Annotated in this window: 5 protein-coding genes; 4 read left to right on the top strand and 1 reads right to left on the bottom strand. The window is 74.7% G+C overall.

Features of this window, described 5'->3' with window-relative positions; genetic code table 11:
- Positions 1–97 precede the first annotated feature (97 nt).
- From VT52_RS30855 to VT52_RS30840, 4 genes are read left to right on the top strand one after another with little or no spacing between them, the layout of a single operon-like run.
- A complete protein-coding gene (locus VT52_RS30855; protein WP_053055611.1) occupies positions 98–6,391 on the top strand; it encodes a non-ribosomal peptide synthetase in 6,294 nt (2,097 codons plus the stop codon).
- Between the two features lie 55 nt (positions 6,392–6,446).
- Positions 6,447–13,706, top strand: a complete 7,260-nt coding sequence (locus tag VT52_RS30850; RefSeq protein ID WP_046424807.1) for a non-ribosomal peptide synthetase — start codon at positions 6,447–6,449, stop codon at positions 13,704–13,706.
- Entirely contained in the window at positions 13,703–14,986 is a 1,284-nt protein-coding gene (locus tag VT52_RS30845) for a cytochrome P450 (RefSeq protein ID WP_240509948.1), read from the top strand. Before VT52_RS30850 ends, VT52_RS30845 begins: the two co-directional genes overlap by 4 nt.
- 39 nt (positions 14,987–15,025) lie before the next feature.
- Positions 15,026–16,294, top strand: coding sequence for an MFS transporter (locus VT52_RS30840; protein ID WP_046424809.1), 1,269 nt, complete (start codon positions 15,026–15,028; stop codon positions 16,292–16,294).
- Here the strand turns inward: VT52_RS30840 and VT52_RS30835 are convergent.
- Complete coding sequence (locus VT52_RS30835) at positions 16,291–19,209, bottom strand: helix-turn-helix transcriptional regulator (protein WP_046424811.1); 2,919 nt, start codon at positions 19,207–19,209, stop codon at positions 16,291–16,293. The genes VT52_RS30840 and VT52_RS30835 overlap by 4 nt on opposite strands.
- Between the last annotated feature and the right edge of the window lie 43 nt (positions 19,210–19,252).

Genomic DNA, 19,252 nt, shown 5'->3' with positions numbered 1-19,252 from the left:
ACCGCAGTCGACTCTGCTCACACCGCTGCGTCTTCTTCCCTGGGGAGTGCCGGCGAGCGGCGGCAGGCTGCTGGGAAAAGAAGGCTGGGAGGCGACAGTGACAACAGGCCCGGCCCCTGCGGGGGCGCCGAACGACGTGGACGCCCGGACGGCGTCCTTCGCGCAGCGCCGGCTGTGGTTCATGGACCAGTTGGCGGGGTCCTCCAGCGGGTCGATGCTGCCGCTGGTGCTGCGGCTGCGCGGGCGCCTCGACGCCGACCTGCTGGAGCGGTCGCTGGGCGGGATCGTGGCCCGGCACGAGGTGCTGCGGACGCGCTTCACCGCCGTCGACGGGGAGCCGGTGCCGGTGGTGGACGCGCCCTGCGGATTCACGCTGCGCCGGGTCACGGCGGACGGGCCGGCCGAACTGTACGCCCGCTGCCTGGGCCGTCCCGTCGACCTGGCCGAGGAGCACCCGGTCCGCGCCACACTCGCCCGGGTCGCCGAGGACGAGCACCTGCTGCTTGTCGAGGTCCACCACATCGCCGTGGACGGGTGGTCCTGGGGCGTGCTGCTGGAGGAACTGGCCGCCGGGTACCGGGGGGAGACGGTCGAGCCGCCCGCCGTGCAGTACGCCGAACTCGCCCGCGCGCAGGCCGAACGGCTCTCCGGCGCCCGGCTGGAGCGGCTGCTCGGGCACTGGCGGGAGCGGCTGACCGGGCTGACCCCGCTGGAACTGCCCACCGACCGGCCGCGGCCCCGGGTCTGGGACGGCTCCGGTGACGTCGTCCGCTTCGATCTGCCCGCCGAGCTGGTCGCCGCCGTGGACGGGCTGGCGCGCTCCCGGCGGGTCACCCGGTACATGGTGCTGCTCACCGCCTACCAGGCACTGCTCGGTCACTGGTCGGGCCGTACCGACGTCGCCGTGTGCAGCACGCTCGCCGACCGGGCCCAGCGCGGTGCCGCCGAGCTGATCGGCCCGCTGGTGAACACCGTCGTACTGCGGACGGACCTGTCGGGGCGGCCCGGCTTCGACGCGCTGCTGGAGCGGGTACGGCGGCGGGTGCCGGCCGATCTGTCGCATGCCGAGGCGCCCTTCGACCTGGTGGTCGGCGCGCTCGGCGGATCCCGGGACCTGTCCCGGCACCCGCTCGCCCAGGCGTCGTTCACCCTGCTCAACTCCCCGATCCGGCCGGTGCGGATGGCGGACCTGGAGGTGGCGCTCGTCGAGCCGCCGCTGACCGAGACCCCGCTGGACGTCTTCCTGGACCTGACCCTGCGCACGGACGGCAGCATCGCCGCCATCCTCCAGTACGCCACCGCCCTGTTCGACGCCGCCACCATGCGCGCGTTCGGGAAGGCGTACGTCGCCCTGGTGCGGGCCGTCGTCGCCGAACCCGGCGCCCCCGTGGCCGAGTCGGTGCGCTCGCTGGCCGTCGGTCCCGGTGCGCCCGCGCGGCCCGGGAGCGACTGGCACCACGCACCCGACCGGCCCGCGGCACCCGCGCTGCCGGTCGCGTTCGCCGGGCGTCCCGAGGCGATCGCGCTGCGCTGCGGCGACGACCGCGCCACGTACGCGGAACTCGACGCCATGTCCGGCGGACTCGCCGCCGCGCTGCGCGCCGCCGGAGTCACCGCGGGCAGCCCGGTGGGCGTCCTGCTGCGCCGCGGCCTGTGGTCCGTCGCCGCCATCGAGGGGATCTGGCGGGCCGGTGCGGTGTACGTGCCGCTCGATCCCGAACTGCCCGCGCAGCGGCTCGCGTTCATGGCCGAGGAGGCCGGGCTGGAGTACGTCGTCACCGCACCGGCGACGGCCACCGCCGCCGCCCCGCTCGCACCCGTCGCCGTCGACGTCACCGCCGTCACCCCGGACGCGGACGGCCCCCGCCACCGCCCCGACCCCCGCCAGCTCGCCCACGTCATCTTCACGTCCGGGTCCACCGGACGTCCCAAGGCGGTCGGCGTCGAACACGCCGCGCTCGCCTCGCACGTGGCCGCCGCACGGCAGCGCCTCGGCATCACCGCCGCCGACCGGGTGCTGGCCTTCGCCTCCTTCTCCTTCGACGCCTCCCTGGACCAGCTGCTGCCCGCCCTCACCTCCGGCGCCACCGTCGTCATGCGCCCCGAGGAACCCTGGCTGCCCACCCAGGTGCCGGAGATCGTCCAGCGGCACGAGCTGACCGTGGTCAACGTGCCGCCCACCTACTGGTCCGAGCTGGCACTCTCCCTCGACCGCCGGCTGGCCGCCGCCCTCGCCCCGCTGCGGCTGCTGGTCCTCGGCGGCGAGGCGGTACCGGCCGACACCCTGGCCGTCTGGCGGGCCGCCGTGCCCTGGGTGCGGGTCTGCAACGCCTACGGGCCCACCGAGACCACCGTCACCGCCACCACCCACGACGCCGGGGAAGCGGTGGGCGGCAGCGTGCCCATCGGCCGCCCGCTCGGCGACCGGCGGGTGTACGTGGTGGACGCGGACGACGAGCAGGTACCCGTCGGGGTGTCCGGTGAACTCCTCATCGGCGGAACCGAGTTGGCGCGCGGATATCTGAACCGGCCCGCGCTGACCGCCGACCGCTTCGTACCCGACCCGTTCGGCCCTCCCGGTGGCCGCCTCTACCGCACCGGCGATCTCGTGCGCTGGACGCCCGGCGGAGAACTGGAGTTCGTCGGCCGCCGCGACGACCAGGTCAAGATACGGGGCTTCCGTGTCGAACTCGGCGAGGTGGAGGCCGTGTTGCGGGCCTGTCCGCTGGTCGCCGCGGCCGCCGTCCGGCCCGACCGCGCCACCGGACAGGCCCTGACCGGCTATGTCGTACCCGCCCCGGACGCGGCCTGCGCACCCGACCGGGCGGAACTGCGGGCCTGGTGCGCCCGCTATCTGCCGCACTACGCCGTCCCCTCCGACTTCGTCGCCCTGGAGGCCCTCCCGGTCGGCGTCTCGGGCAAGCTCGACCGGGGCGCCCTGCCCGACCCCGACCGGGTCCGCCCGGCCGACGGCGCGGCCTTCGCCGCGCCCCGCGACGAGACCGAGCGGATCGTCGCCGAGGTGTGGGCCGATGTGCTGGGCCTGGAGCGGGTCGGCCTCGACGACAGCTTCTTCGACCTGGGCGGACACTCCCTGCTCGCCACCATGGCGGTCTCCAGGATCGCCGGGCGGCTCGGCCGGGACATCGAGTTGCGCACCGTCTTCGAGCACCCGACCGTGCGTGGCTTCGCCCCGCACGCGGCCGGCGCCCGCACCTCCGGCACGGCGGAGGTGGTACCCGTCGACCGTGGCCGCCCGCTGCCGCTGTCCTTCGCGCAGGAGCGCCTGTGGTTCCTGGACCGCACCTCCGACCGCGGTGACTCGTATCTGCTGTGGTACTGCTGGCGGGTCCGGGGCGGACTCGAACGAGCCCCCTGGCAGCGGGCGTTGGACGACCTGGTGGCGCGGCACGAGGTGCTGCGCACGGCGCTGGTCGAGTCGGACGGCCGCCCGGTGCAGCAGGTGTGCGACCCGGTGGGCGTGCCGCTCCTGTGGGAGACGGTGCCGCAGGGGCCGGACGAGGAGTCCCGGCTGGAGTCCGTGCGACACCGTGCCGCCGGCCTCGCCACGCGCCGCTTCGACCTGGCCCGGCCGCCGTTGCTGCGGGCCGGTGTGTGGGAGCTGGCCGACGACGACCACGTGGTCCTGCTCGCCCTGCACCATGCCGTCACCGACGGCTGGTCCAAGGGCGTCCTGCTGGACGAACTGGCCCACCACTACGCGGCCCGCCGAGCGGGACGGGAGGTCCGCCTTCCGCCGCTGCCCGTCCAGTACGGCGACTTCGCCGTGTGGCAGCGGGAACGCGCCGAGAGTGGCGCGCTGGAACCGCAACTCGCCTACTGGGAGCGGGTGCTGGCGCGGACACCCGCCCTGGAGCTGCCCACCGACCGGCCCCGGCCGGCCGCGTTCACCGGGCGGGGCGGTGCCGTCGAGATCGACCTGCCCGCCGAGTTGGCGCACCGCGTGGACGCCTTCGCCCGTGAGCGTGGCGCGACCCGGTTCATGGTGCTGCTGGCGGCCGCCCAGGCGGTGCTGGCCCGCTGGTCCGGACAGACCGACGTCCCGGTCGGCACGCCCGTGGCGGGGCGCGGCCGGCTCGAACTGGAGCCGCTGGTGGGCTTCTTCGTCAACACCGTGGTGCTGCGCACGGATCTGTCCGGACGGCCCACCTTCGCCGGGCTCGTGGACCGGGTGCGCGAGGTGGTGCTGGGCGCCTTCGACCACCAGGAGGTGCCGTTCGAACAGGTAGTGGAGCGGCTGCGCCCCGCACGCGATCTGTCCCGCAACCCCCTGTTCCAGGTGATGGTGGACGTCCAGGACGCCTCCACCGGCGGCGCCGGGCTGCCGGGACTGGACACCGCCGACTTCAGGCTTCCCTGGGGCTCGGCGAAGTTCGACCTGACGGCCACCTTCGTGGTGCGGCCCGGCGGTTTCGCCCTGAACGTCGAGTACGCCGCCGACCTGTTCGAACCGGCCACGGCCACCCGGTTCGCCCGCCATGTCGGCAGGCTGCTGGCAACCCTCCTCGCGGACCCGGACACGCGCGTCGACGCGGCGCCACTGCTGTCCGCCGGGGAGCACGACCTGCTGGTGGCGACGGCGGGGCGAGAGGCGCCGGCCGCCCCGGCGTTCCGGGTGACCGGCCGCCCCGCGGACCCCGCCGTGGTGTGCGAGGGGGCGAGCCTCGACCATGCCCGACTGGACGCTCTGACCGGCGGCCTGGCCGCCACCCTCACCGCCCGGGGAGTGGCTCCCGGCGACCCCGTCGGGGTGTGCGTCGGGCGGGGCGTCTGGTCCGTGGCCGCGATGCTCGCCGTCTGGCGGACGGGCGGTGTCTACGTCCCGCTGGACGCCCTGCTGCCCGCGGACCGGCTCCGGTACATGCTCCAGGAGGCCGGCGTACGACACGTCGTGGCCGACGCGCACACCGGCGCGCGGATCACCGCGCTCGGGGTGACCGCCGTCGCCGTGGAGGAAGTACGACCACTGCCCGACGGCCCCCGGCACACCCCCGACCCCGGCGACCTCGCCTATGTCATCTTCACCTCCGGCTCCACCGGCCGCCCCAAGGCCGTCGGGGTCGAGCACCACGCCCTGGACGCCCATGTGGCCGCCGCCCGCGAGCGGTTCGCGCTCACCGCCGAGGACCGGGTGCTCACCTTCGCGTCCACCTCGTTCGACGCCTCGCTGGAGCAGATCCTGCCCGCGCTGAGCGCCGGTGCCGCGGTGATCGTGCGCCCGGACGAGATCTGGACGCCCGAGGAACTGGCCGCCCGGATCGAGGCCGAGCGGGTCACCGTCATGGAGCTCACCCCGTCCTACTGGGCGGAACTGGTGTCCCACCTGGACCGGCTCGCTCCGCGGCTCGCCTCGCTGCGGCTGCTGGTGACCGGCGGAGAGGAACTGCCCGCCGATCCGCTGGAGCGGTGGTTCGCGCACCTGCCCGAGGTGCCCGTGCTCAACACCTACGGCCCCACGGAGTCGGTCATCTCGGCCACCGCGCACACCGTCGTCGGTGCCCGCGGCGGACGGGTCCCCATCGGCCGGCCCCTGGGCGGACGTCGTGCCTACGTGGTCGACGCGCTGGGCGAACTCGTCCCCGAGGGAGTGCCCGGTGAACTCCTCGTCGGAGGGCGGGAGCTGGCCCGAGGCTATCTGGGGCGGCCGGCGCTGACCGCCGAACGGTTCGAGCCCGACCCGTTCGGGGCACTCGGCGGACGGCTCTACCGCACCGGGGACGTGGTACGCCGACTGCCCTCGGGCGAGCTGGAGTTCCTCGGCCGCAACGACGACCAGGTGAAGATCCGCGGTTTCCGCGTCGAGCCCAAGGAGGCCGAGGCGGTACTGCGCGGACACCCCGGGGTGCGGGGCGCCGCGGTCGTCGTACGCGGCCTGCGCGGCGAGGCCGCCCTGGTGGGCTACGTCGCGGGGGACGGACTGTCGGAGGAGTCCCTCCAGACGCAACTCCGGGCCCGACTGCCGCACTATCTGGTGCCGTCGGCGTTCGTCCTGCTCGACGCGCTGCCGCTGACGGTGCAGGGCAAGCTGGACATCGCCGCCCTGCCGGAGCCCGCGGCGCCCGAGGCGCGGGCGTTCGTGGCGCCCCGCAGCCCGGCCGAGACGGTCGTCGCGCAGATCTGGTGCGAGGTGCTCGACCTGCCCCGCGTCGGCGTCCACGACGACTTCTTCGCCCTGGGCGGCCACTCCCTGCGCGCCGTCGCGGTCGCCTCCAGGCTGCGCACCGCGTTCGACTGCCCGCTCCAGGTCAGGGACCTGTTCGAGCATCCCACGGTGGGGCGTCTCGCCGCCCTGGTGGAGGGCCGGCTGCTGGAACTGATCTCGCAGATGAGCGACGACGAGATCGACCTCTCCCTCACCGCCGACTTCTGAGGGCCTCCCGCCCGACCCCTGCTTCCTCCCCATGAGTTCAGATCGGAGTGCCCTCATGACCACATCCGACGTGCGCCCGGGACCCGCCGCCCCGGCCGCCACGCTGTCCCCGGCCGCCCGGCGCCTGCTGGAGCAGCGGCTGCGCGGACTGACCGGCGCGCGCGACGACGGACCGGTCCGCATCAGCCCGCGCCCCGACCGCGTCCCGCTGTCGCCCGCCCAGCAGCGCCTGTACTTCCTCGACCGCCTCGACCCCGGCGCCGCCACCTATCTGATGCCCGCCGCCTGGCGGTTCACCGGCCCGCTGGACGTCCCCGCGCTGCGCGCCGCCGTCACCGACCTCACGGCCCGGCACGAGCAGCTGCGAGCGGTCTTCCCCGAGCACGAGGGCCTGCCCCACCAGCGGATCCTGCCGCCCGACCCCGGCTGCCTCGACGTGCTGGACGCCGCCGTCCCGGCCGGCCCGGACCAGGAGCGACGGCTGGCCGCCACCGTGCACGCCGCCGCGCTGCGCCCCTTCGACCTCGGCCGGGAGCCCGCCTTCCGCGCCACCCTCGTCCGCGCCGGTGCCGACGACCACGTGCTGGTCCTCGGCATGCACCACATCGTCTCCGACGGCTGGTCCCTCGGCCTGATCGTCCGCGACCTGACCGAGCTGTACCGGGCCAGGACCCTGGGGTGCCCCGCGGTGCTGCCCGAACTTCCCCTGGACTACACGGACTACGCGATCTGGCAGCGGGGCGGCGACCAGTCCGCCGCCCTCGACCACTGGCGCACCCGGCTGGCCGGCCTCACCCCGCTGGAGCTGCCCACCGACCACCCCCGTCCCGACACCCCCGGCGGCCGGGGCGACGCCCACGTCCTCACCCTGCCGCCCGCCCTGACCGGCGCCCTCGCCGAAGTCGGCCGACGCGCGGGTACGACGTCGTACATGACGGTGCTGGCCGCCTTCCAGGCCGCGCTGGCCTTCCACAGCGGACAGCAGGACATCGCCGTCGGCACCGTCGTGGCCAACCGGGAGCGGGCCGAGACCGAGCAGCTCGTCGGGTTCTTCGTCAACACCCTCGTGCTGCGCGGCGACTTCACCGACGACCCGACACCGGCCGTGCTGCTCGCCCGTACCCGGGAGCGGGTCCTGGAGGCGTTCTCGTACCAGTCGCTGCCCTTCGAGCGGGTCGTGGACGCGCTGAGCCCCGAACGCGATCTCGCCCGCAACCCGCTCGTGCAGGTCCTGTACACGCACACCGACACCGGCGGCTCCGCGTTCGACCTCGGCGCGGCCGGCGGGGCGCCGTACCGGATCGACCTCACCACCGCCAAGTTCGACCTCACCCTCGACCTGCGCGAGGGCGACGGCCGCACCGAACTGGCCTTCGTGTACCGGCCCGACCTCTACGACGCCGCGTCGGTCGCGGCCCTCGCCCGGCACACGGTGAACCTGCTGGAGGCGTTCTGTGCCACCCCGGACACCCCGCTCGGCGCCATCGACCCGCTGACCCCCGCCGAACGCGCCCACCTGCTCGGCCCGGACGGGCCCGCGAACACCGCGGGCGGGTTCCGGACCGCCCCGCGCACCGCCCCGGACCGGCTCGCCGAGCACATCGGCCGGGCGCCGGAGGCGGTCGCGGTGCGCGGCGGCCACTCCCTGACCTACGCGCAACTCGACAGCCGGGCATCGCGCCTGGCGCGGCGGCTGCGCGCGGCCGGGGTCACCCCCGGTTCGCTGGTCGGCGTCTGCCTCGACCGCACCCCCGACCTGGCCGTCGCGCTGCTCGCCGTCTGGCGGGCCGGCGCCGCCTATCTCCCGCTCGACCCCTCCCACCCGAAGGCCCGCCGCGAGTTCACCGTCGCGGACTCCGGCATCGAGTGGATCGTCACCGACAGCGCGACCCGCGGCGCCGTGGCACAGCTGCCCGTCCGTCTCATGGTGCTGGACGAGGACGGCGCCGAGGCGCGGACCCCCGACGTCCTGCCCGCCCCCGGCGACCTCGCCTACGTCATCTACACCTCCGGCTCCACCGGCCGCCCCAAGGGCGTCGAGGTCACCCACGGCAACCTGGCCTGGCTGCTGGCCGCCGCCGACCGGCACTTCGACTTCGGCCCGCACGACGTGTGGACGCTGATGCACTCGCCCGCCTTCGACTTCTCGGTCTGGGAGCTGTGGGCACCGCTGACCAGTGGCGGCCGGGTGGTCGTGCTCGGCGCCGACGAGGTGCGCGATCCGGCCGCCGTGCACCGGGTGCTGCGCGAGGAGGGCGTCACCGTCCTCAACCAGACCCCGGCCGCCTTCAAGGGCCTGCGCGCGCACCTGCGGAGCGAGGCCGGCGGATTCGCCGGACTCCCGCTGCGCACAGTGGTGTTCGGCGGGGACGCCTTCGACGTCCGGGACTACCGGGACTGGTTCACCGCACCGGGCCGGAAGCCCGCCCTGGTGAACATGTACGGCATCACCGAGACCACGGTGCACGTCACCTTCCGCACCGTCACCGAGGACGACGTGCACGGCGCCGTCCGTTCCCCCATCGGGCGCCCGCTCACCGGGCAGCACGGGTACGTCCTCGACGCCCGCGGCCGGCTCGTGCCACCCGGCAGCGTCGGCGAGCTGTACGTCTCCGGCGGCGGGGTGGCCCGCGGCTACCGCAACCGGCCCGAGCTGACCGCCGAACGCTTCCTGGACGATCCCTTCGGGGCCCCCGGTGCCCGGATGTACCGCACCGGCGATCTCGTACGGGTGCTGTCCGACGGCGAGTTGGCGTACATCGGCCGCGCCGACCACCAGGTGAAGATCCGCGGCTACCGGATCGAGCCCGGCGAGATCGAGACCGCGCTGCGCGCCCTGCCCGGCGTCGCCGACGTCGCCGTCGTCGCCCGCCGGGACGGGGACACGGCCCGCCTGGTCGCCCATGTCGTCACCCCGGAGGCCCGCCCGCTCGATCCGCCCGCGCTGCGCGAGGGGCTGCGGCTGACCCTGCCCGACTACATGGTCCCCGCGCTGTTCGTCCGGCACGAGCGGCTGCCGCTGACCGCCAACGGCAAGGTGGACCGCGCCGCGCTCACCGCCGTCGCCCCCGCCGCCGCCGGACCCGGCACCCATGTGCCGCCCGAGGGTCCGGTGGAGCAGGCCCTTGCCGGGGTGTGGAGCCAGGTGCTCGGCGCCGAACACGTCGGCCGCGGCGACAACTTCTTCGACCTGGGCGGCGACTCGATCCTGGCGCTGCGCCTGGTCGGCCTCGGCCGGACGGCCGGGCTCGGCTTCTCCGTCGCCGACGTCTTCCGCACCCGCACCCTCGCCGACCTCGCCGCCTTGGTCACCGAGGCCGTGGACGCACCGGCCCCCGTCGCCCCGTTCTCCCAGCTCGACCCCGCCGACGCGGGCCTGCTCCCCGACGGACTCGAGGACGCCTACCCGCTGACCATGCTCCAGGCCGGGATGCTGCACGAGATGCTCGCCGACCCCCGGCGCGGCGCCTACCACAACGTCACGGACCTGAAGATCAGCACCCCCGAGGGCTTCGACCCGCACGCGTTCCAGGCGGCCGTGGACGCGGTGGTCGCCGGGCACCCCATCCTGCGCAGCTCCGTCGACCTCGTCACCTACCGCGAACCCCTCCAGCTCGTCCACCGCACCGCCCGCCTGCGGGTCGGCTACACCGATCTGCGCGGCCTGCCGCGCGACGAACAGCGTTCACGGCTCAGGGAGTTCGTGGAGGGGGAGTTCGAGCGGCGTTTCGACCTGGCCGCCGCCCCGTTGGTCCGCATCCACCTGCATCACATCACCGACCACGATCTGCGGCTCGTGCTCACCGACTGCCATGTCGTGCTGGACGGCTGGAGCCTCACCTCGCTCGTCGCCGACCTGCTCGCCCTGCACCGCGAAGCCGTTGCGCACGGCACCGCGCCCCTGCCCCCGCAGGCCCCCGCGTTCGCCGAGTACGTGGCACTGGAGCGGGCCGCCCTGGACAGCGAGGAGTCGCTGGCGTACTGGCGCGAGAGCCTCGCCGACCTGCGCCCCGTGACCTTCCGCCGCCGGCCGCGGGGCGGCACCGGCGAGGACCGGCCGCCGGTGCACGAGGTACGGCGCTCCTACGCCCACCTCGCCGAGCGCATCGGCAGGTTGGCGAAGGACGCCGGGGTGCCGCGCCGTACCGTGCTGCTCACCGCCTTCCACCACACCATGAGCCTGTTCGCCGACCGGGACGAGAGCGCCCTCGGGCACAGCATCGGCCTGGTCACCAACGGACGGCCCGAGGTACCCGGCGCCGACCGGATGCGCGGACTGTTCCTGAACACCGTGCCGTTCGGCGTCACCCGCCCGCGCGGCAGCTGGCGCGGATACCTGCGGGACGTGTTCGCGGCCGAGCAGGAGATGCTGCCGCACCGCAGGGTTCCCCTGGTCCGCATCGCCCGGCTGCGGCCCACCGAAGCCAGTCTGACGGACACCGTCTTCAACTACGTCAACTTCCACCGGCTCTCGCACGACTCCTGGGACGACTCCCTGGAGATCGCCCGGACCATGTTCCCGCTGCTGGTCAACGCAAGCGTCAACGCCTTCACCCTCGACGTGGACCCGGAGTTCGTCGCCCCCGCCACGGCCGAGCAGCTGGCCGACGTGTACTGCGCCCAGCTGGAGGCCATGGTCGCGGGCCCCGACGCCCGGGTCGCCCGGCCCGCGCTCACCGGCGCGGCCCGCGCCACCGCCCTCGGTGTCTGGGCGCGCGGACCCGAGATCCCGTCCTCGCCGCTGATGCTCCACGAGCACATCGCCGGCCACGCGGCCCGCACCCCGGACGCGGTCGCCGTCGAGCACCGCGGGGAGCGGCTGTCGTACGGCGAACTCCACGAACAGGCGGAGCAACTGGCGCGGCGGCTGCGGGGACTGGGGGTCGGCCCGGAGACCGTCGTGGGGATCTGCGCCGAGCGCGGTCCGGACCTGGTGCGCGCCGCCGTCGGGGTGCTGCGCTCCGGCGGCGCCTTCCTCCCGCTCGATCCCCAGCACCCCACCGAGCGCCTGAAGTTCATGGCCGACGACAGCGGCATGCGGGTCCTGCTGACCCAGCGCGCCCTCGACGGCCGGGTGCCCTTCGACGGTCCCGTCCTCCACCTGGACGCTCCGGCCGCGCCCGTGGCGCCCGTGCCGGGCCGGGAGCCCGACGCCGACACCCTCGCCTACATCATCTACACCTCCGGCTCGACCGGTACCCCCAAGGGCGTCGCCCTGCCGCACCGCGGACTGTCCAACATGCTCGAAGGCCAGCGCGACCTGGTGCGCCCCACCCCCGGGGACCGGGTGCTCCAGTTCGCGTCCTTCGGGTTCGACGCCTCGATCCTGGAACTCACCTGGTCCCTCGCCAACGGCGGCCGTCTGGTCACCGCGCCCAAGGAGGACCTGCGCCCCGGTCCCGACCTCGCCCGCACCCTGCGCGAGGCCCGGATCACCTGCGCCATGCTGCCGCCCAGCGCCCTCGCGGTGCTCGGCGAGGACGACTTCCCCGAGCTGCGGGTCCTCCAGGTCGCCGGCGAGTCCTGCCCGGCCGAACTCGCCGACGTCTGGTCGCGCGGCCGCCGCTTCCACAACGTCTACGGCCTCACCGAGACCTCCGTGTGGTCGGTCGCCGCCGAACTGAGGCCGGGCCAGGGACAGCCGCCGATCGGCACGCCGATCCGCAACACCCGCATCCACGTCCTCGACGAGGACCTCCAGCCCGTCCCGGCCGGCGTCCCCGGCGAGATCCACCTCGGCGGACAGGCCGTGGGCCGCGGCTACCTCGGCCGCCCCGGACTCACCGCCGCCACCTACGTACCCGACCCCTACGGGCTTCCCGGCGAGCGGCTGTGCCGCACCGGCGACCTCGGCACCCACCGGGCCGACGGCTCCGTGGAATGGCTCGGCCGCCGCGACTCCCAGGTCAAGCTGCGCGGCTTCCGCATCGAACTCGGTGAGATCGAGCACGCGCTGCGGGCGCTGCCCGAGGTGCGCCAGGCCGTCGTACTGCACCGCACCGACCTGCCCGGCGGGGAACCCGCCCTGGTCGCCTACCTCGTCCCGCGGGCCCCCGCCCGGCCCACGCCCGAGGAACTGCGCCGCGCCCTGCGCGCCTCGCTGTCCGCGTACATGATCCCCGCCCGGTTCGTGCTCCTCGATGAACTGCCCGTCAACCGCAGCGGCAAGACGGACAAGCGGGCGCTGCCGCTGCCGCCCGCCGAACTCGACCAAGCCGAAACCGAGTTCGTCGCTCCCGCCGCCCCGGCGGAGAAGGTCCTCGCCGAGATCTGGCGCGAGGTCCTCGGCCTCGCCCGTATCGGCGTCCACGACGACTTCTTCCGCATCGGGGGCAGTTCCCTGTCCACCGTCCGGGTCTCCCTGATGGCCGCCGGACGCGGCCTGACCGTCTCCGTCGGCGACCTGATCGAGCACCCGACCATCGCCCAGCTCGCCGAGCACGCCACCCGCGCGGCCGGCCAGGGGCTGCCCACCGCCGTCACCTCCGAGGTGCGGCTGCGCGAGGGCACCGGGGAGCCGCTGTGGTGCGTGCACCCCACGGGCGGCAGCGCCGCCTGGTTCGTGCCGCTCGCCCGTGCCCTGCCGCCCGGCCGGCCCGTGCACGCCTTCCAGGCGCGGGGGCTGCTCGGCGGGGTGGACCCCAGCACCGTCACCGGGATCGCCGCCAACTACGTCGCCGAGATCACCGACCGGGCCGCGGACACCACCGGCGGGCGGGCCCCGCACGCCCTCCTCGGCTGGTCCATGGGTGCCAACATCGCCCTGGAGATGGCCACCCAGCTGCACCGTGCCGGCCACCCGGTGGCCCCGCTCGTGCTGATCGAGCCGTACCTGCCCAACCCCGCCGCCCGCAAGAGGCTGAACGGCGTCACCGACGACCTGCGCACCGCCTGGCGCCGGCGCGACCTGATCCGGCGGCTGCCGCCCTCCCCGGAGCGCGACCGGGCCACCGCCGAACTCACCGCCACCCTGCTGGGCGCCGGCATGAGCCCCGCCGAGGCGGCACTCGTCGAGAACGCGCCCATCGAGGTGTGGCACTCGCTGCTCGCCGCCCTCGCCGGCTACGAGGTCCGCCCCTACCCCGGTCACATCCACCTCGTGGTCGGCAGCGAGGCCGCGGGCCTGCCGCGCGGACGCACCATGCCGGGCCTGGACGTCGACTACGACACCTACCTCGCCCGCTGGCGCGAACTGGCCGGTGGCGGAATGACCGTGCACATCAGCGAGGGCGACCACATGTCGATGATGGCCGAGCCGAGGGTGTCCGGCATCGCCGAGATCCTCGTCGCGGTCCAGGAGGGGGAGAACCGATGACCGCGGCGACCCCGACCGCGGCCGGCGCTCCGGGCGCCCCCGAGGCCCGGCGCACCGCACCCGCGGCTCCCTTCACCGAGCGCTACCTCCTGTCCCCGGACATGATCGCCGACCCCTACGGCCACCTCGACGCCCTCCGCGCGCACGCCCCCGTGCACTGGAGCCCGATGCACCACGCCTGGCTGGTCACCGGCTACGACCAGGTGATGCGCTGCCTGCGTGACCCGGCCGTCTCGGCCGACCGGGTGCGGCCCCTGATGGACGCCGTGCCGCAGGGCGCCCGCGAGGACGCCGAGCGGGCCTTCGGGATCCTGTCGCGCTGGATGGTGTTCAACGACCCGCCGCAGCACCGCAGACTGCGCCAGGTCTTCCAGGAGGCGTTCGCCGCACGGGCGGTGGCCCGCTACCGGACCTTCACCGAGAAGGCCACCCGGGCCGTCCTCGCCCGCAAGGCCGTCCCGGGCCGCACCGGCGACCTGATGGCCGACGTGGCCAGGCCGCTGCCCGCGCTGGTGTTCGCCCGCTGGCTCGGCATCCCCCGCACCGACGCCGCCGCCTTCTGGTACTGGAACGCCCGCGTCGCCGACCTCGTGCTCGGCACCGCCCAGGAGGAGAGCGAGTACCGGGCCTCCCTCCAGGCCCTGGTGAGCCTGGAGGACTACCTCGCCGGCCTGGTGGCCGAGCGCCGCGCCCGACCTGCCGACGACCTGATCAGCCAGGTGCTGAAGGAGGGCCGGGTGGGGGAGTCGGTCACCGAGGAGGAGTTCGTCGGGATGCTCACCCAGATGGCGTTCGCCGGCGGGGAGACCACCAGCAACCTGATCGCCAACACCGTCCTCGCCCTGCACACCCGCCCCGGTCAACTCGCCGCCGTACGCGAGGATCCCGCGCTGGCGCAGGGCGCCGTGGAGGAGGCGCTGCGCCTGGACGGCCCGTCCAAGATGTCGATCCGCGCCGCCGTCGCCGACCTGGAGCTGGACGGGCACGCCCTGCGGGCGGGCGACCGGATCTTCCTGGTGACCGCCGCCGCCAACCGGGACCCGGCGCGCTTTCCCGACCCCGGCCGGTTCGACGCCCGGCGCACCGGAGCCACCCATCTCGGCTTCGGCTTCGGCGCCCACTTCTGCATCGGCGCCGCGCTGGCCCGGCTGGTGGCCGTCGCCGCGGTGGAGACGCTGGTCCGCGACCACCCGGGCCTGACCCTGACCGACCCCGGCGCGCTCACCTGGCAGCCGTCCCTCCTCAACCGCAGCCTCACCGCGCTGCCCGTCCGCTACTGACCGGACCGCCGCGAGCGTCCGCACCCCGAAAGGCACATCATGGCCACCACCCTCGCCGGCGCCGGTCCCCGGCTGTGGGCACCCGCCCGGCAGCGGCCCTTCCGACTCCTGTGGCTGGGACAGTCGTTGTCCCTGCTCGGCGACGGCTTCAGCGTCGTCGCGTTCTCCTGGATCACTCTCGGCCTGACCGGCTCCACCCTCACCCTCGGATACGTCCTCGCCTTCCAGGCCGTACCCCGCGCCCTGCTCACCCTGGTCGGCGGCACCCTCAGCGACTCCTGGTCCACCCGCACCCTGATGATCGCCTCCAGCTGGACCCGCGCCGTCCTGATGGCCGGGGTCGGAATGGCCGGTCTCACCGGGCACCTGACGGTCTGGATGCTGTGCGCGGCGGCCGCCGCCTTCGGCGCGGTGGACGCCTTCTTCCAGCCCGCCCGGGTGTCGATCCTGCCCTCGGTGGTGGACAAGGACCTGCTCACCCCGGCCAACGCGCTCCTCGGCGCCGGCTCGCGCACCGCGGCCGTGCTCGGCCCGGCGGTCGGCGGTGTGGTCATCGCGCTGACCCGGGCGCCGGTCGCGTTCGTGGTCGACGCCGTCTGCTTCGCGCTGTGCGGATGGTGCGTGTCCCTGATCGCCACCCGGCCCCCCGCCGCCGCGGCGCGGAAGGCGGCCGGTCCCGAGGACGGCGGGGAAGCCGAACGCCCCCCGTCCCTCGCCGCCCGCATCCGCGAGGGCGTCGCCTTCACCCTGCGCGACCCGCGCCTGCGGACGGTCGTGGTCCTCGACACCGCCGTCAACTTCTGTTACGCCGGGCCCTTCACGGTCGGCTTCGCCACGCTCGCCGAGCAGGTGCTGCGCGGTGGCTCCGCCACCCTGGGCGTGCTCAACGGGTCCCTCGCCGGCGGCGCGATGCTCGGCACGCTGGCGGGCGGCGCCATGGGGGGCCGGCCCCGGGTCGGTCTGCTGGTGGCCGGACTGGCCGGCTGGCTCGGCGCCGGGATGGCGGTCCTCGGTCTGGTGCACAGCACCCCGGCGGTCGTCGCGACCGTGCTGGCCATGGGCTTCGCCATCGGCTTCCAGGGGGTGTTCGGACTGAGCTGGATCCAGCGCAACATCCCCCAGGACGTGCTCAGCCGGGTCATCTCCGTCGACATGGTCCTCGGCTACGCCGCCGCCCCGCTGTCGCTCATCGTGTGCGGCGCGCTGGCCCGGACCGGCACGCTCGCCCTGTTCGGGGTGGTCGCCGCGGTGCTCGCCCTGACGGGGCTGGCGGTGCTCGGGTCCCGGGCGGTGCGCGAGATGCGTTAGGAGGAGTCCCGCAGGGCGGCCGAACGCGCGCACAGATCGGCGCGGTTGGCCGCCTCCGTCTTCGTGATCAGACTGGCGATGTGCTTCTCCGCCGTACGCGGGGATATGAACAGCCGGTCCGCGATGTCCTTGTTGGACAGCCGCTCCGCGAGCAGCCGGAACACCTCGAACTCCCGGACCGTGACGCCCTGGGCGCGCAGCTGGTCCGGGATGCCGCTGCTCCCGGTGCGGTGCTGGCGCACCGGGGCGCCGAGCCGGCGCAGCCCGGCCCGGCAGGCGCCCGCGACGGCCGGGACGTCTCGCTCGTGGAAGTAGTGCTCCGCCTGCCGCAGCCAGCCGACCGGATCGCCCCAGCCGTCCTGCTGCGCCGCGTCCGCGATCAGCCGCAGCCCGAGATGCCGGGCCAGCGGATACGGCTCCGCCACCGCCTGCGCCGCCTCGACCGCGCGTGCCGCCCCGGCACCCGCGCCCTCCCGGCCCAGCAGCACGGCCTCGGTGAGCAGCACGAAGTGCCGGTTCCAGCGCATCCGGGCCATCGCGGTGGCGGTGATCTCCGCGTGCCGGGCGCGGTCCGCGCGACCGGCGAGCACGTCCAGCAGCAGCACCATGCCATGGGTGCCGCTGAGATGGTAGGTCGAGGGATTGTCCGCCTCCAGCGCCAGCACCGTGCCCAGATCCTCCCGGGCCTGCTCCCGGTCCTCCTCCAGGAGCGCGCAGAAGGCACGCGCCAGACCGTGACTCAGCGGCTCCTCCTGCGAACCGGCCCCGTCCCACTGCGCGAACGCGGCCAGCGCCGTCTCCATCCCGGCACGGTCGCCATGGTGCGCGGCCAGCACGGCCTGCGCCATCAGGACGTACCGCACGGCGGGCGCGAGCCGCAGCCGTCGTACGACGGCCAGGCACTCGGCCGCGGTGGCGCGGGCGGCGTCGTCGTCACCACGCAGCACGGCGTCGAGCACGAGGATGCCGTCGACGGTGTGCACGATGTTGACCGAGCCGAGCCGCAGCGCCTCCTCGCGTGCCGCCAGCAGGCCGGTGGTGTCGCCCTCGGCGAGCCAGGCGTTGCCGCCGAGCCGGGTGGCCGCGTACATCCGCTGCAGGGGCAGCCGGTGGCGTTCGGCGGTGGCGAGGGCCTGGCCGAGCATCGCCTCGGACTCCTCCGGGTCCCGTTCGCGGGCCACGGTGGCGAGCAGTTCCTGTGCCTGGCAGGCGACCACGGGCAGTCCGTGGCGTTCGGCGGTGTCGGCGGCCGAGCGGGCCAGCTTCTCGGCGTGCTGGGTGCGGTCCGGACCTGGTGTGTCCAGGGCCAGGTAGGCGGCCGTCACGTCGACGGTGGCGGTGGTCATCTCGTCCGGCGCGGCCGCCAGCACCTCACGGGCGCGGGCCACCTGCCGGTTGCCGTCGCTCCACCGCCCCGCCGTGTGGGCGACCTTGGCCAGCCGGGCGTGCAGGGTGGCGAGCCGGACGGGACTGAGCCCGGAGCCGCCCAGCACGTGCAGGTCCTCGGCCAGTTCGAAGGCGCGCGCGAAGTCGCCGGCCTCGGCGAGCGCCGGCAGCAGGTTCTCCAGGGCAGCGGCCCGGCCCTGGGCGTCCCCGGCCTCGGCCAGCAGGTTCTCGGCACGGCTGAGCAGCGTCACGGCGGAGCCCAGCGCACCGGCCGCGAGGGCCCGGCCGCCCGCGTCCGCGAACAGCAGCCCGGCCGCGCCCCGGTCCCCGGCCTCGCTGCGCAGCCCCGCCGCCAGCGCGCACCAGTCGCCGCCGAGTTCGGGGTGCAGCTCCTCGACCGCCTCCGCTCCCCGGCGCGCGAGGTCGGCCCGCTGACCGGGGGTCATCTGCGTGAACAGGGCCTCCACGGTAAGCGAGTGCCGGAAGGAGTACCAGTCGGGGGCCGGTTCGTCCGGGATCACCAGGCGGGCCGCGACGCCCGCGTGCAGATGGCTGAGCAGCGCGCGGTCGTCGACGCCGCTCATCCGCTGGAGCACGGTCAGCGGGAAGCGGCGGCCGAGCACGGCGGCGGCCGACAGCAGGGTCAGTCCCTGCGCGCCGAGCCGGTCGATGCGGCGCAGGATGTCCCGGGCCAGGGTCGAGGAGACGTCGCTGCGCGGATCGCCGATCGCCCGCCAGCCGTCCTGGCCCTGTACCAGGGTGCCGGCCCCGATCATGGTCTGGAGCAGTTCCTCGACCAGGTACGGGCTGCCGGAACTGTCCTCCCACAGCCGCTGGAGCACGGTGTCCGGCACCTGGCCCGGGTCCGCCGCGCCCAGTTGGGCCGCGACCATCTCGTCCGCCTGCTCCCGGGTCAGCGGCGGGATCTCCAGCAGGGTGGCGGCGCCGCGCCGCCGTGCGGACTGGGCCAGGTCGAGGGCGTCGCTGAAGTCCGTGCGGACGGTGGCGAGCAGCAGGACGGGCGTGTACTCCAGGTTGTCCACGAGGTATTCGAGGACGCCGAGCGTCTCCGGGTCGGCGTCGTGCAGATCCTCCAGGAGCAGCAGCTGGCCCTGTCCACGGCCGGCCGCGATCAGCAGCCGCAGCACCGCCTCGCCCAGGATGACCATGGAACTGCTCTCGCGCTCACCGGTGTCCCAGTCGGGAATCAGCCGTCCGAGCACCGGCCGGTACGGGCCGAGGGCCAGGTCGTCCATGGACTCGCCGCCCCGGAACAGGGACATGAGCGCCTCGGTCAACGGCCGGAACGGCACCGCGGGGCCCGTGGTGCTGCTGCGGCCGCGCAGCACCCGCATGCCGGCGTCGAGCGCGCCGCCCACGACCTCGGCCGCGAGCCGCGACTTGCCGACCCCGGCCTCACCGACCAGGAAGACCACACCGCCGCGTCCCTGTTGAGCGCCGCTCAACGCACGTTCGAGAAGGTGGAGTTGGGGACCCCGTCCGACCAGGGAAGGCGCATGGGAACGCATGAACGCAGATGATAATCGGAATATCGCCACCTGTGGCAGGTCG

It is taken from the genome of Streptomyces malaysiense, assembly GCF_000980885.2.
GTDB classification, from domain to species: domain Bacteria; phylum Actinomycetota; class Actinomycetes; order Streptomycetales; family Streptomycetaceae; genus Streptomyces; species Streptomyces malaysiense.
The sequence above is the reverse complement of the archived record's forward strand: the minus strand, read 5'-3'. Positions and strand labels throughout refer to the sequence as shown.